Origin of the sequence: Hydrogenobacter sp. T-8 (genome assembly GCF_011006175.1) — a bacterium.
GTDB classification, from domain to species: Bacteria; Aquificota; Aquificia; order Aquificales; family Aquificaceae; genus Pampinifervens; species Pampinifervens florentissimum.
Map to the genome: position 1 here is coordinate 650,370 of NZ_CP048795.1, position 13,545 is coordinate 663,914.

The 13,545-nt window shown below is 46.1% G+C and carries 19 protein-coding genes; 3 read left to right on the top strand and 16 right to left on the bottom strand.

Annotated features, from left to right (window positions below; genetic code table 11):
* Positions 1 to 8 precede the first annotated feature (8 nt).
* The 3 genes from tmk to alr are packed head-to-tail and all read right to left on the bottom strand — an operon-like array spanning position 9 to position 2,034.
* Positions 9 to 608 (bottom strand): dTMP kinase, encoded by a 600-nt coding sequence (tmk, locus tag G3M65_RS03830; protein ID WP_173833283.1) that lies wholly within the window; start codon positions 606 to 608, stop codon positions 9 to 11.
* 46 nt (positions 609 to 654) lie between these two features.
* On the bottom strand, positions 655 to 996 hold the full coding sequence (locus tag G3M65_RS03835) for a hypothetical protein (RefSeq protein WP_173833284.1): 342 nt from the start codon (positions 994 to 996) through the stop codon (positions 655 to 657).
* A gap of 21 nt (positions 997 to 1,017) precedes the next feature.
* Positions 1,018 to 2,034, bottom strand: coding sequence for an alanine racemase (gene alr, locus G3M65_RS03840; RefSeq protein ID WP_173833285.1), 1,017 nt, complete (start codon positions 2,032 to 2,034; stop codon positions 1,018 to 1,020).
* Positions 2,035 to 2,287: 253 nt separating this feature from the next.
* Between alr and G3M65_RS03845 the strand changes: the two genes are divergently transcribed.
* Genes G3M65_RS03845 through rpe form a run of 3 tightly spaced genes read left to right on the top strand, consistent with a single transcriptional unit; the run spans position 2,288 to position 5,120 of the window.
* Positions 2,288 to 3,154 carry an SDH family Clp fold serine proteinase gene (locus G3M65_RS03845; RefSeq protein WP_173833286.1) on the top strand — a complete coding sequence of 289 codons (867 nt, stop codon included), beginning with the start codon at positions 2,288 to 2,290 and terminating at the stop codon, positions 3,152 to 3,154.
* On the top strand, positions 3,151 to 4,455 hold the full coding sequence (locus tag G3M65_RS03850) for a homoserine dehydrogenase (protein WP_173833287.1): 1,305 nt from the start codon (positions 3,151 to 3,153) through the stop codon (positions 4,453 to 4,455). Before G3M65_RS03845 ends, G3M65_RS03850 begins: the two co-directional genes overlap by 4 nt.
* Positions 4,452 to 5,120, top strand: coding sequence for a ribulose-phosphate 3-epimerase (gene rpe, locus G3M65_RS03855; protein ID WP_173833288.1), 669 nt, complete (start codon positions 4,452 to 4,454; stop codon positions 5,118 to 5,120). Before G3M65_RS03850 ends, rpe begins: the two co-directional genes overlap by 4 nt.
* On the opposite strand, the gene G3M65_RS03860 is transcribed toward rpe, so the two are convergent.
* The 13 genes from G3M65_RS03860 to tuf form a co-directional block, all read right to left on the bottom strand.
* Entirely contained in the window at positions 5,098 to 7,089 is a 1,992-nt protein-coding gene (locus G3M65_RS03860) for an LPS-assembly protein LptD (RefSeq protein ID WP_173833289.1), read from the bottom strand. The two genes, rpe and G3M65_RS03860, sit on opposite strands and share 23 nt — an antisense overlap.
* Positions 7,090 to 7,104: 15 nt before the next feature.
* Positions 7,105 to 7,395 (bottom strand): 30S ribosomal protein S17, encoded by a 291-nt coding sequence (gene rpsQ, locus G3M65_RS03865; protein WP_217422988.1) that lies wholly within the window; start codon positions 7,393 to 7,395, stop codon positions 7,105 to 7,107.
* Positions 7,392 to 7,592, bottom strand: a complete 201-nt coding sequence (gene rpmC, locus G3M65_RS03870; RefSeq protein ID WP_173834663.1) for a 50S ribosomal protein L29 — start codon at positions 7,590 to 7,592, stop codon at positions 7,392 to 7,394. Before rpmC ends, rpsQ begins: the two co-directional genes overlap by 4 nt.
* Complete coding sequence (gene rplP / locus G3M65_RS03875) at positions 7,592 to 8,014, bottom strand: 50S ribosomal protein L16 (RefSeq protein WP_173833290.1); 423 nt, start codon at positions 8,012 to 8,014, stop codon at positions 7,592 to 7,594. Before rplP ends, rpmC begins: the two co-directional genes overlap by 1 nt.
* A gap of 2 nt (positions 8,015 to 8,016) precedes the next feature.
* Positions 8,017 to 8,712, bottom strand: coding sequence for a 30S ribosomal protein S3 (gene rpsC, locus G3M65_RS03880; RefSeq protein ID WP_173833291.1), 696 nt, complete (start codon positions 8,710 to 8,712; stop codon positions 8,017 to 8,019).
* Positions 8,712 to 9,050, bottom strand: coding sequence for a 50S ribosomal protein L22 (gene rplV / locus G3M65_RS03885; RefSeq protein ID WP_173833292.1), 339 nt, complete (start codon positions 9,048 to 9,050; stop codon positions 8,712 to 8,714). The genes rpsC and rplV overlap by 1 nt, the downstream gene beginning before the upstream one ends.
* A gap of 9 nt (positions 9,051 to 9,059) precedes the next feature.
* The gene (gene rpsS, locus G3M65_RS03890; RefSeq protein ID WP_173834664.1) at positions 9,060 to 9,356 is read right to left on the bottom strand and encodes a 30S ribosomal protein S19; all 297 of its coding nucleotides are present in this window, start codon (positions 9,354 to 9,356) and stop codon (positions 9,060 to 9,062) included.
* A gap of 158 nt (positions 9,357 to 9,514) precedes the next feature.
* On the bottom strand, positions 9,515 to 10,393 hold the full coding sequence (gene rplB / locus G3M65_RS03895) for a 50S ribosomal protein L2 (protein WP_173833293.1): 879 nt from the start codon (positions 10,391 to 10,393) through the stop codon (positions 9,515 to 9,517).
* A 2-nt stretch (positions 10,394 to 10,395) separates the two neighbouring features.
* Positions 10,396 to 10,692, bottom strand: coding sequence for a 50S ribosomal protein L23 (gene rplW, locus G3M65_RS03900; RefSeq protein ID WP_173833294.1), 297 nt, complete (start codon positions 10,690 to 10,692; stop codon positions 10,396 to 10,398).
* Positions 10,689 to 11,288, bottom strand: coding sequence for a 50S ribosomal protein L4 (rplD, locus tag G3M65_RS03905; RefSeq protein ID WP_173833295.1), 600 nt, complete (start codon positions 11,286 to 11,288; stop codon positions 10,689 to 10,691). Before rplD ends, rplW begins: the two co-directional genes overlap by 4 nt.
* Positions 11,285 to 11,989, bottom strand: a complete 705-nt coding sequence (gene rplC / locus G3M65_RS03910) for a 50S ribosomal protein L3 (RefSeq protein ID WP_173833296.1) — start codon at positions 11,987 to 11,989, stop codon at positions 11,285 to 11,287. Before rplC ends, rplD begins: the two co-directional genes overlap by 4 nt.
* Positions 11,990 to 11,991: 2 nt before the next feature.
* The gene (gene rpsJ / locus G3M65_RS03915) at positions 11,992 to 12,306 is read right to left on the bottom strand and encodes a 30S ribosomal protein S10 (protein ID WP_173833297.1); all 315 of its coding nucleotides are present in this window, start codon (positions 12,304 to 12,306) and stop codon (positions 11,992 to 11,994) included.
* Positions 12,307 to 12,315: 9 nt separating this feature from the next.
* Positions 12,316 to 13,533 (bottom strand): elongation factor Tu, encoded by a 1,218-nt coding sequence (tuf, locus tag G3M65_RS03920; RefSeq protein WP_173833298.1) that lies wholly within the window; start codon positions 13,531 to 13,533, stop codon positions 12,316 to 12,318.
* Positions 13,534 to 13,545: the final 12 nt, after the last annotated feature.

A 13,545-nucleotide genomic window follows, 5' to 3' on the forward strand; every position in this document is an offset into this window, starting at 1 on the left:
TCTCAAAATTATATATCAAGCCCAAGTCTTTCTCTGAGGACACTAAGAACATCCTCAAAAACTTCTTCCATATCTCTGTTTCCATCAATTAGCACTATCCTCTCCCTCTCTTGGTTTGCCATAAGTATGTAGGCATCCCTTACTTTTCTGAGATACTCTCTGTTTTCAAAACGGGTTTTTTTACCCTTAATCCTCTCTAAGGCTACCTCAAGGGGAACATTTAGCAAGAAGGTTATATCAGGCTTTCTACCTCTGATGGCTATGTGATTTAGAATACTTACCGTGCCGAGGTTTATCTCCCTGCCGTAGCCCTGATAGGCGGTTGTGGAGTCTATAAAACGGTCAAGAATAACTATCTTTCCCTCTTTTAAGTCTGGAAAGATTCTTTCCCACACAAGGCTTGACCTTGCGGACTCAAAAAGCAAGAGTTCCGTGGTTGGGTCCATTTCAAAATTCAACAAAAGCTCCCTTATCTTCTCCGCAAGAGGCGTAGACCCGGGGTCTCTGTATAGAGAAACCTTATAACCCTTTGCATTAAGATATTCATAAAGCCTTTTTGCCTGAGTGCTCTTGCCAGAGCCGTCTATACCTTCAAAGGTTATAAGCATGGACTTACTCTTCAATTCTTACAACCACTGTCCAAAAGCACATATTTCATTCTTGTATGTCAAGTACATCATCGTATTCAACCTTTGCATAACCTTGCCAAGGTGGTCTCTTTCTTTTCCCATATAAAAACTTTGCTACGAACTTTTTTTTGCCTTCTTGAGTGTAATATGTGGCTATAATGTATATTCTGTCATCCTTATTTAAGCTCACTTTTTCTCTTATTTCCTCTTTCAACTCACTTTCTAAGTCCGATTTATACTCATACTCAAAAAAGGCAAGAGAATCTCCACATTCCTTTGCACCAAGAGTGTCCAAAAAAGTATACAAACCTTCGTAATCACCACCTACAGATAAATCGTAAGAGAGCCATACAAGGGCTTTTTGCATAATAAGCCTCCTTTGTTAGTATTATAACACTACCCTCCTTATCCTACTTGATAGGTTAGTCATAAGCTCATAGGGTATAGTTCCAGCAAGTTTTGCAAGGTCTGTAAAGCTCTGGTTTTGTCCCACGATCTCTACCCAATCTCCCACCTTAGCATCTGTGTTCGTGAGGTCTACCATGCTCATATCCATGGTAATGTTGCCAAGTATTCTAAGGGGCTTTCCCCTGTAGAAAAGGTTTGCCTTGCCAGATAGGCTCTTCATAAGACCGTCCGCATAGCCAAAGGCAACCACTCCCACCCTTGTGGGCTTGTCTGTTATGTAGCTCTTTGAGTAAGAAACAGGAAAGCCTGTGGGTAGAGTTTTTACAGAAAGGAGCTTGGCTCTTAGTTCTAACACAGGCTTTAGTTCCACTGGGTAGTTTTGCATGGGCTTTTCTCCATACAGGGCAAGTCCTATGCGTATATGGGTGGTGAAGGGAATGTGGTAAATAACACCAGCAGAGCTTTCCATGTGAACATACTTGAGGTTTTGGTAGTGTTTTGTTATCCTTTGAAATCGCTCTATCTGAAGTCTTGAGTGGTCTTCGTCCAGAGGACTTGAAAGGTGGCTTAAAACCCCTTCAACCCTGCGGTCTTTCACCAGCTCCTCCAGAAAGCCAAGCCTTCCCATACCCGTGTCGTATTTTACCTGAATAGGTATGTCTATACCCTCAAGGACCTTCAAATGCTCCCTGTGAGAAACCACCGGCGTCAAAGCATACTCCACAAAAGCACGCTCCTCTCCCTTTAGAACTCCTCCAAGCACGAGAATCTTCTTCTTTGTGCCGGCTTTCCTTAGCTCTATACCCTCCTCCACGCAGGCAACCGCAAAAGCGGAAACCTCCTTTAGACCTTCCAACACAGAGCAAACCTGCATTGCACCCACACCATAGGCATCCGCCTTGACCACCGCTATGATGGGCTTTTGGGAAAACCGGCAAAGACTTTTAACATTTTCCACAAGGTTTTCAACCTTTATCCTTAGCTCTGCCCTTGACATATGGTTATTCTAATGGAAAAAGCTCAAAGCCTAAGGAAATATTGGCAGGCTCTATCCTTCAAGCCACCACTCCTCTCAAGGGAGGGCTATTTGTTACAAACTGGCAATAGTGCAAAGTCCAGCAGGAAAATCACTGTATTCAGTTGTCAAAATATCAAGGGTTTTTTAAACCCTAGAACCATACATAAAATATTATACCACACCCCAAGCCACTGCAGGCAAGAGAATACCCTTGTATGGTATAATTTTCCACATGGAGCAACCTTACTACAATCCTTTCTTTTTTCTTCTTAACTTCCTGTGGTTTTTCTTGCTGTTGGTTTTTTTCTTTTTGCCCTTTTGGAAAAGGATGCTCCTTTCAAAGGCAAGGGAGTCCCTTATTAGACAGCTGGAGGAAAAGAGGGGTAGCAGAGTTATAACCCTTATACACAGGCAGGAAAGTCTTGGCTTTTTTGGCATTCCCATCTTCCGATACATAAACATAGAGGACTCTGAGCAGGTGCTAAGAGCCATAAGGATGACGCCACCAGATATGCCCATAGACCTCATAGTGCATACTCCAGGTGGTCTTGCCCTTGCAGCTACGCAAATTGCCAACGCCCTTGTAAGGCACAAAGGTTCCGTAAGGGTAATTGTGCCTCACTATGCCATGTCCGGTGGAACCTTGCTGGCTTTGGCTTCCGATGAAATTGTGATGGACCCCAATGCGGTGCTGGGACCAGTGGACCCCCAGATAGGTCAGATGCCTGCTGCGTCCATCTTGAAGGTGCTTCAGCAAAAGGAGCTAAAGGAAATAGAAGACCAAACCCTCATTATGGCAGATATAGCCCAGAAAGCCATAGAGCAGATGAGGTCTTACCTTGTGTGGCTTTTGACACAAAACGGCATGGAGGAGCAAAAAGCAAAGCACATAGCAGAGGAGCTTGCCACTGGCAAATACACCCATGACTATCCTCTGACTGTGGAATACCTCAAAAGCCTTGGACTAAATGTAAGCACAGAAGTGCCAGAGGAGGTTTATGCCCTCATGGAGCTCTTCCCACAGCCTATGGGCTCGCAGGTTCCTTCGGTGCAATACATACCTGTGCCCTATAGAACAAGTCATGGAGGCAAGCATTGAAGGTCCGTGTGGGTATTGTGGGTTGCGGTGTGGTGGGCACGGGCGTGGTGGAGCTCCTCCTTAAAAACGCACAGACCATAAGAAAAAGGACTGGCATAGAGCTGGAGCTTTCAAAGGTAGCGGATAGGGACTGGGGCAGACCAAGACATTTCCATGTGCCGGAGGCACTCAGAACACAGAACTACAAAGAGGTTATTGAAAACTCCCACATAGTGGTAGAACTTGTGGGAGGAAAGGGTTTTGCGAAAGAATTGATAAGAGAGGCATTGCAAGCGGGCAAGCATGTGGTGACTGCTAACAAGCACCTCCTTGCGGAGGAAGGTGAAGAGCTTTTTAGCCTTGCTCAAGAAAGAGGTCTGCATATAGGCTTTGAGGCCTCTGTAGGCGGTGGCATACCTATTGTGAAGGCAATTAGAGAGTGCCTTGTGGGCAACAACATAAAAGCCATTTACGGCATACTTAACGGCACCACCAACTACATACTTACAAGGATGCTTCAGGAGGATGTGGACTTTGAAAGGGCTTTAAAGGAGGCTCAAGAAAAGGGATACGCAGAGGCGGACCCATCCCTTGACATAGACGGTTGGGACAGTGCCCATAAAATAGCCATACTATCCTTTATAGCCTTTGGTAGCTTTTTACCTTTCTCTCGTATCCATGTGGAGGGCATAAGGAACATTGACCTTTTGGATGTGGAACTTGGAAAAGAGCTGGGCTATACTCTTAAACTCCTTGCCATAGCAAAAAAGAGAGGAGAGGAGCTTGAAGTAAGGGTCCACCCTACCTTTTTACCAGAAGAAGACCCGCTGGCAAAGGTCTCTGATGTTTTTAACGCTATTATGGTAGAGGGAGACTTTGTGGGTAAAACCATGTTTTACGGCAGGGGTGCAGGCTCTCATCCTACAGCCTCTGCGGTGGTTTCAGATATAGTGGACATAGCCTGCAGACTACAGTCGGGGCAAGTATGCACCTATCCCATAAATTGGGAAGACAAGAGGATAGAGCTGACGGAAGATTTTTACAGCCGGTATTACCTGAGGTTTGATGTGCCAGATAGACCAGGTGTGCTGGCAAGCATAGCAAAAGTCCTGGCAGACCACCACATAAGCATAGCTAGTGTCCTACAAAAGGAAAAGGTCTGCAAGCTGGCAGGAAGAGAAGGCGAACATATAGTACCGTTGGTGGTCCTAACCCACAAAGCCTACGAAAGCTCTATGCGTAGAGCCTTGCAGGAGGTGCAAACCCTGCCTGTGGTTATGGGAAAGCCTATCCTTATAAGGGTTGAGGAGGAGGCGGAATGAAACTCCTTGCCCCCTCTATCCTCTCAGCGGACTTTTGGGAACTTGGAAAGCAGGTAATGGCATGCGTAGAAGGCGGTGCGGACCTTATACACTTTGATGTAATGGACGGGCACTTTGTGCCAAATATTACCTTTGGTCCCGTGCTATTAGAGAGCATAAAAAGGCACTGCCCCCTGCCCTTGGATGCCCATCTTATGATAGAAAACCCAGACAGGTATATACCAGACTTTGTAAAGGCTGGTGCGGATATGGTAAGCGTCCACATAGAAAACACACCCCATATACACAGAACCCTTGAGCTTATAAAGAGCCTTGGAGCAAAGGCAGGCGTGGTTATAAACCCTGGTACTCCCCTTGGAGCTTTGGAGGAGGCACTTCATTACGCAGACTTTGTGCTTTTGATGTCCGTAAACCCAGGCTTTGGCGGGCAGAGGTTTATCCCAAGGTCCATACAAAGGCTAAGGGCTCTGAAAGCCATGGTGGAGAACATAAACCCATCAGTGCTCATAGAAATAGACGGCGGTATAAAGGAGGACAACATTGTAGATGTAGCAAGGGCTGGTGCGGACATATTGGTGGTAGGCTCTGGCATATTTCATTCAGAAGACATAAAGGTACAAACCAAGAAATTGAAAGATATGCTTACCTTTTCAGAGGCACTGTGAACCTTTGCAGGTCAAAGATATTGAAGGCGAGAAAGACCTCTTTGATGTAGGTTTTCCTTGTGCCGTCATATATGTCCCTTAACAAAAGACCAAGACTCCAGCAAGCACCCCTGTAATCCAAACCTATTTGTCTTTGAAGGTCCTTGTTTATTCTGTTGTCCCTTATGAGACTAAAGGACAGGTTCATATTTTTAAATAATAGAGCGAAAGCGGACAGGTTATACTGGTCGTTGAGCTTACTTCCATCATAATTTCTTTCCATGGTTCTACCCAAAGTTATACTCTTGCCTTCACCAGCCAAAGTGAGTGAGCCTATTGTCTTTAAAAGACGCCCATGAACTGGGTCATAGACGCTGTCTGAGGAAAACCTAATCCAGCCTGTGGGGTAAAGCCAGAAGACTGTTCTAATTGGTAGAAATTTCTCCCTGACCTCCTGTCCAGCGTAGGTAAACTTACCAAGATAGCTATATCCACCAGAAAGAAAAAGGCTATAGAGAAGTTTCTCTTTGTAATAACCGTAGCTTCTAAGGGTATAGGAAAGAAGGTTCTCCTTGTCTATACTGTCAAGGTCGTCAAATCTAGGGTTATTAAAGCTCTTGGGCCTATAGGAATAGGAGAGTTCAAAAGTGTTCCTAAGGTCAAACCTTCCGAGAGTGAGCTTATAAAAATAGGGGAGGCTTTCTCTATAACGAACGCTTCCAAATAGGCCTTTATCTTTAAAGTCTCCTCCTTTAACATCTAAATAGGCAATGTTTTCCACAGTAAGGATAGAAAGCAGGTTAAGACCAAAAAGCTGTTTTGGTATTGAAAATTCTGGAAATAGAAGAAGTCTGTGAGCTCTAAGTCCCTCTTCCCTGTAAAAGTTCGTATAGGAAACGCTCAGGTTAAAGTAGAGATTTTGCAGTAAAGGATTATCCTTCAGATAGAACCCTATTTCGGGAAGCCTCTGGAGGGTCTCCTTGTTGTTGGGTGAGGTGGTGTCATAGAACCTTCTAAGGTCAAAAGCCAAAAAGAATCTATCCCACTCCCTTTTGTAGCTTATGTAAGAGCTAAGGTAGGGCACTGTTCTTTCCCGTGTGGTAAAGTAGACATCTTGCATAAAGTAGGGGTCCGAAAGAAGGTCCACACCAGCCTTTAGGTCTCCCAGGTTCAGGTCAGCCTTTATACGGTAGCGATTTTCCCTAAAGGTGGATGGGTCCCTTCCTTGCCACCATTTACCAGGCGGTGTAGGCTCTTTGTAAAGGGAGAGGTTAGCAAGAAGGTCCAGCTCCCTTTTCATGGACTGACGGTATTCAATGGCAAAGCCTTTTGCCTGCCTGTCTCTGAAGTCAAGGGTCAAAGTAGCATCCTTATTTTTTGATATGACCCAATAGATGGGTTGCTGGTAGATAAGGGTGTTGTAGGTGTTTGAGCCTATGATGGGGGGCAGGACCCCAGACCTTCTCTCCCCAACGGGGAAGAGACTAATCGGAAGGTAGGCAAGGGGTATGTTAAAGAGCCTGAGGGAGTTGTTCTGACTGAAAACATACCTTTGAGATATGTGTGCCCTTGAAAAGCATAGTCTCATCTCCTTTTTATCCGGTGGACAGGTGGTTATAGAGCCTTCTTCTACCTCATACTCCTCTCCCCTCTTGTTTACCCTTTTCGCAGTAAAATTAAACTTTTCAAATCTACCTTCTGCATCCAGGAAGTATCCCACATCCTTCTCAAGGTCAAGAAAGGACTCTGTTCCCCTTACTTCAAGCCTGCCGTCCACGGACTTTATATAAACATTACCTCTGGCATAAACTAGCCTTTTTCCTGGGTCATAGGTCATAAAATCCGCTTTTATATAATATTCCCTGTAATAGGCCTCTACGTCACCAGTAGCTCTAAAAGTTCCATCGGGCAACCTCTCAAGGCTTTGGGAAAGAACTTCAAGAGAGAAGGAAAGGGAAAAGGACAAAAGAAAGAGAATAAGAAGGAGCATAAAGATATTTTACTTTTACTCTTTTAGTGCCTCCTCAGGAGATTTTGCCCTCTGAAGTATCTTTACCACCACCCACCTCTTGGTCTTTGAGAGGGGTCTTGTTTCTCTTATAACCACCAGGTCTCCAACCCTGCACTCGTTGTTGGGGTCGTGGGCATGATATTTTTTACTCTTTATTATGTGCTTTTTGTAAAGGGGATGGGCTTCCCTTCTATCCACCTTCACCACCACCGTTTTATCCATCTTATCACTCACCACATAACCCACAAGCTCTTTTCTTCTCAGATGCCAAGGCTTTTCCATCATCCTTCACCTCTCAGCTGTTTTTCTCTTATAAGGGTAAGAACCCTTGCAAGGTCCCTTCTCGTATTTCTTATCTGCATAGGGTTTGGCAGTCCCTCTATCTTCTTCTTAAACCTAAGCCTGAGAAGCTCCCTTCTTAATTCCTCTTCCTTCTTCAGAAGGTCCTGAAGGCTAAGCTTTTTTAGCTCCTTTACCTTCATCACTTCACACCTCCAGCCTTCACAAGCCTTGTCTTTATGGGTAGTTTTGCATCTACAAGTCTGTGGGCTTCTTCTGCCACCTCTTCTGGGACGCCAGAGAACTCATAAAGTATCTTTCCGGGTCTAACCACTGCCACAAAGCCCTCTGGGTCGCCCTTTCCACCACCCATACGAACCTCGTTAGGCTTCTTCGTGTAGGGCTTATCCGGAAATACCTGTATCCATACCTTTGCACCCTTTCTGAGAGCCCTCACTAAGGCTATTCTGCCGGCCTCTATCTGCCTCTGGGTGAGCCAGCAGGACTCCAGAGCTTGTATGCCGTATTCACCAAAGGAGACCTTATTGCCCCTGTTTGCTTTTCCCTTTAAAGTGCCTCTCTGGCTTTTTCTAAACTTTGTCTTCTTTGGAGCAAGAAAAGACATGTTTATACCTCCTTCTCAGCCTTCTTGAGGTCTTCCTCTATCTTTTTAACTATCTCTTCCTTACCACCCTTTAGCACATCTCCCTTGTATATCCACACCTTTATACCAAGCACCCCATACTTGGTCTGTGCTACCGCATAACCGTAATCTATATCCGCCCTCAAGGTTTGCAGAGGCATCCTTCCTACAAGAAACCACTCCGCCCTTGCAAGCTCTGCACCACCTATCCTACCCTTTACCTGAACCTTTACGCCCTTTGCACCCGCCTTGAAGGCGTTGTCTATTGCTCTTTTCATAGCTCTTCTGTGAGATACCCTTCTCTCTATCTGAAGTGCTATCTCTTCCGCCACAAGCTGTGCGTCTAACTCTGGGACCCTCACCTCATCCACGGTTATAACCACGTCTTTACCACGAGTTATGTATTCTATATCCTTCTTTAACTGCTCCACCTCCGCACCCTTTCTACCTATGATGATACCCGGTCTTGAGGCAAGAACCCTCACCTTGACCTTGTCCACCATCCTCTCTACAACCACCTTTGATATCCCTGCGGAGGCATACCTTTTCTTTATGTATTCTTTTATCCTTATGTCCTCATGTAGGAGCTGGGTGTAGTCCCTTTTGCTAGCAAACCATTTGGAAGTCCAGTCCCTTATAACTCCAACCCTAAAACCTATGGGATGAGTTTTCTGACCCATTAGTCTTCCTCCTTTTCCTGAAGCACAAGGGTTATGTGAGAGGTTCTTTTTCTTAACATAGTAGCCCTTCCATGGGCTCTTGGAAGCCACTTTTTATACATAGGACCCTCGTCCGCCACAGCCTTTTGAATGTATAGCTTTTCCAAGTCCATACCCTTTTGTTCTGCGTTGGCGAGAGCACTTTTTAGGACGCTCTCCACTATGCGCGCGGACTTTTTGGGTATGAACCTAAGCTGGTAGAGGGCGTCCCCTGCTTTCATGCCTTGAATAACCCTTAGCACCTGTCTTGCCTTTGTAGGCGAGACCTTCGCATACCTCAAAACAGCCCTTGCTTCCATCTTTACACCTCACTTCTTCTTTGTAGCCTTTGCGGACTTTTCTGGGTGACCCTTAAAGGTTCTCGTGGGAGCAAACTCACCCAGCTTATGACCCACCATCTCTGAGGTTATATAAACTGGGACAAAAGTTTTCCCGTTATGCACCGCTATGGTGTGTCCTACAAACTCAGGGATTATGGTGGTGTCCCTGCTGTAGGTTTTTATCACCTTCCTATCGCCAGTCTGGTTCATCTTCTTTATCCTTGTCCAGAGTTTTGGGTCTACCCATGCTTTCTTGTTTACCAGCCTTCTGTATTCGTCCCACACCTGCTGATACTTTTCAAGAGCCTTTTGGTAGAGCTCCTGCGTATGCTGAACCGCCCTGACTTTTTTGTATATCCTCTGAGTCTTCTTGTAGAGCTTTAGAAAGTTGTCAAGGTCTTCAACGAGCTTGTTTCTCTTGTTCCACGCACCTTTAAAGCCCATTACTTAACACCTCCTCTGAGAGGCTTACCCTTTCTTGATACCAGTATAAAGTTATCAGAATACTTCTTGCCCCTTCTGGTTTTGTAGCCCTTTGTTTTCCAACCCCAGGGAGACTCTGGATGTTTACCCTTTGTCTTTCCTTCACCACCACCGTGAGGGTGGTCAACAGGGTTCATAGCAGTTCCTCTAACCTTTGGTCTCCAACCAAGCCACCTGTATCTGCCAGCTTTTCCATACTTCACAAGCTCGTGCTCCGCAAGACCCACAACACCCACCGTTGCCATACACCTTTGGTGAACAAGCCTTATCTCACCAGAGGGCATCCTAAGCTGGACATAATCTCCCACTTTACCCAATATCTGGGCAGACATGCCCGCAGACCTAGCTATCTGCCCACCCTTGCCGGGATGAAGTTCCACGTTGTGAACCACTGTTCCCACAGGCATATACTTAAGAGGCAAGGCATTGCCTACCTTTATTTCGGGAAGCTCCTTGCCCTTTTCTGCATCTTCGTAAGAGATGGACAAAACCGTGTCTCCTACCTTTAGCCCCTCAGGCCAAAGAATATACCTCTTTTCGCCATCCGCATACTGGAGCAATGCTATGCGTGCAGACCTATTAGGGTCATACTCTATGGCAACCACCTTTGCAGGGACAAGGCTTTTGTCCCTTTTGAAGTCAATGAGCCTGTATCTTCTCTTGTTGCCACCGCCTCTGCCCCTTGAGGTTATCTTGCCCTGCTGACGGGACCTTCCCTTTGCCCTATGCCAATGCACAAGCAGGGACTTTTCTGGCTCAGACTTAGTAATCTCAGAAAAGTCATACAGAACCGCATGTCTCTGACCGTTGGTAACAGGCTTTAACTTCCTTACACCCATCTTTACACTCCTGTGAGGTCTATTTCCTTATCAGGGGGTATGGTAACTATGGCTTTCTTGTATGCCCTTGTATAGCCATACCTCCTAAACTTTCCTATTATTCTCTTCTTTCTTGGCTTTACTATGAGGGTGTTTACCTTTAGCACCTCTACACCAAAGAGCTTTTCCACCGCATGCTTTATTTCGTGCTTTGTGGCGTCCATAGCCACTTCAAAGGTATACTTTTTATGGTCTTCCATAAGCCTGTTGCTCTTTTCGGTTATTATAGGTCTTATTATCACTTCCTCTGGTCTTCTCATGATGACAACCTCTCATATATCTTCTCTAAGGCTTGGGAGGTTATAAGTAGTTTATCCGCCCAAAGGATATCATAAACATTTAAACCCTCAACAGGCAGAACCCTCACATAAGGCAGATTTCTAAAGGATTTGTATATAACCTCTTCCTTTTGAGGCAAGACCACAAGCACCTTTTGAGGATATATGCCAAGATTTTTAAGCACCTCTATAGCCTTTTTGGTCTTTGGCACATCTCCCAAATCCAGGCTGTCAACAAGGAGCAGGTTGTTTTCCTTAGCCTTCAAGCTCAAAGCCATTTTAAGTCCAAGCCTTCTTACCTTCTTAGGGAGAGGATAGTAGTAATCTCTTGGTTTTGGACCGTGAGCCACGCCACCGCCTACGAATATGTTGGCACCTCTGTCTCCATGCCTTGCGTTTCCTGTGCCCTTCTGAGGTAGGAGCTTTCTTCCGCTGTAGGATACTTCACCTCTAGTTTTGGTGCTATGGCTTCCCTGCCTTCTGCTGGCAAGTTGCCACTTTACCACTTCCCACAGCACATGCTTTTTTACTTCCACATTAAAGACTTCAGGTTTTAGCTCAGCGTCAAGCACCTTCATGAGACCTCTCCTTTAACCAAGGCTTCCACCATACCCTTTATTCTGTTTAGCTTAAGTCTTTGAGACCTTCTACTTGCTATCTTGCTTTTTTCTACAAAAACTATCCCACCGTTAGGTCCTGGCACAGAACCCTTTACCAAAAGGACATTATGCTCAGGGACAATGTCAAGCACCAACAGAGATTGAACCCTTATAGGCTCATTACCCCAATGTCCAGCCATCCTCTTGCCTTTCCAAACCCTACCCGGGTCTGACCTGTTTCCGATAGAACCAACCGCCCTATGATATCTATGTCCGTGAGACTTGGGAAAACCGCCAAAGTCCCACCTTTTCATAGTGCCCGCAAAGCCTCTTCCCTTGCTCTTGCCCACCACATCCACAAGCTCTCCTGGCTGAAAGACCTCTTCAAGCCTTAGCTCTTGACCTAATTGGTAGCCTTCCACCGAGTCTACCCTGAACTCCTTTAGCACCCTTAGAATTTTGCCCACCTTCTTGAGATGTCCAAGCTCCGGCTTTGTTAGGTGTTTTTCCTTGTCTTCAAAGGCACCAACTTGAAGAGCGGTATACCCATCCTTTTCAGGAGTTTTTATGGCGGTTATGTAGTTAGGCTTTACCTCTATAACCGTTACGGGCACAGAAGTGCCATCCCTTAGGAAAACTCTTGTCATTCCTATCTTCTTACCAATAAGCCCTATCGCCATGGCTATCTCCCTATTATTAGCTCCACATCAACCCCTGCAGGGAGTGTCAGGTCCCTCAGGGACTCTATGGTTTGAGAGGTCGCTCTGGTTATATCCAATATCCTTCTGTGTTCCCTCATTTCAAAGTGCTCCCTTGACTGGTCAAACTTGTGGGGAGACCTAAGGACCACCCACCTTCTTCTCCTAACGGGGAGAGGTATGGGACCCTTGACCACGCCACCGGTTCTCTTGACCGTGTCTATTATCTGCTTTACATACTGGTCAAGAAGCCTGTGGTCATAAGACCTGAGCTTTATCCGTATTAGTTCCTGCTCCATAGCTCTTCCTCACTCAATAATTTTTGTGACCACACCAGCACCAACGGTTCTTCCACCTTCCCTTATGGCAAACCTAAGCTGTTCTTCCATAGCCACTGGCTTGACAAGCTCCACCTCTATCTCCACATTGTCACCAGGCATCACCATCTCTTGTCCCTCTGGCAACTTCACCACCGTCCCTGTCACGTCCGCAGTCCTAAAGTAAAACTGTGGCCTGTAGTTCACGAAAAATGGCGTGTGCCTTCCACCCTCTTCCTTGCTTAGCACATACACCTGTGCCCTAAACCTCTTGTGAGGCTTTACTGTCCCAGGCTTTGCCAATACTTGTCCCCTCTCCACATCGTCCTTGCCTACTCCCCTTAGCAATACTCCCACATTGTCACCAGGTAGTGCCTCGTCAAGTATCTTCCTAAACATCTCTATGGAGGTTGCCACTGTCTTTAGTGGCTCTTCCCTTAATCCCACTATCTCCACTTCCTCTCCAGGCTTTAGCACGCCCCTCTCTACCCTTCCTGTCACAACTGTTCCACGACCTGAGATGGTAAACACGTCCTCTATGGGCATGAGGAAGGGTTTGTCCGCTTCTCTTTGTGGTGTGGGTATATATTCGTCAAGGGCTTCCATTAACTGCACTATGGCGTTGCACCACTGGTCTGGTTTGCCTGCATCTAACTCTTGCAATGCTCCAAGAGCTGAACCACGAATCACTGGCACTTCATCCCCCGGAAACTCATACTTGGATAACAGCTCTCTCACCTCAAGTTCCACAAGGTCTAAAAGTTCTGGGTCATCTACCATATCGCATTTGTTCATAAAGACTACTATGTATGGCACGTTAACTTGTCTTGCCAGTAGCACGTGTTCTCTTGTCTGTGGCATGGGTCCGTCTGCTGCGGAAACCACAAGTATGGCTCCGTCCATCTGTGCTGCACCTGTTATCATGTTCTTTATGTAGTCTGCGTGTCCTGGGCAGTCTACGTGGGCGTAGTGTCTTTTGGGCGTCTCGTATTCTACGTGTGTGATGTTTATGGTTATGCCTCTTTCTTTTTCTTCTGGTGCTTTGTCAATCTCTTCGTATCTCATGCACTTGGCTTTACCGCCTGGCATTACGCCTGCAGCAAGCACGCAGGTTATGGCTGAGGTGAGCGTGGACTTGCCGTGGTCTACGTGTCCTATGGTGCCTACGTTAACGTGTTCCTTTTCTCTTACAAACTTCTCCTTTGCCATTGCCTTACCTCC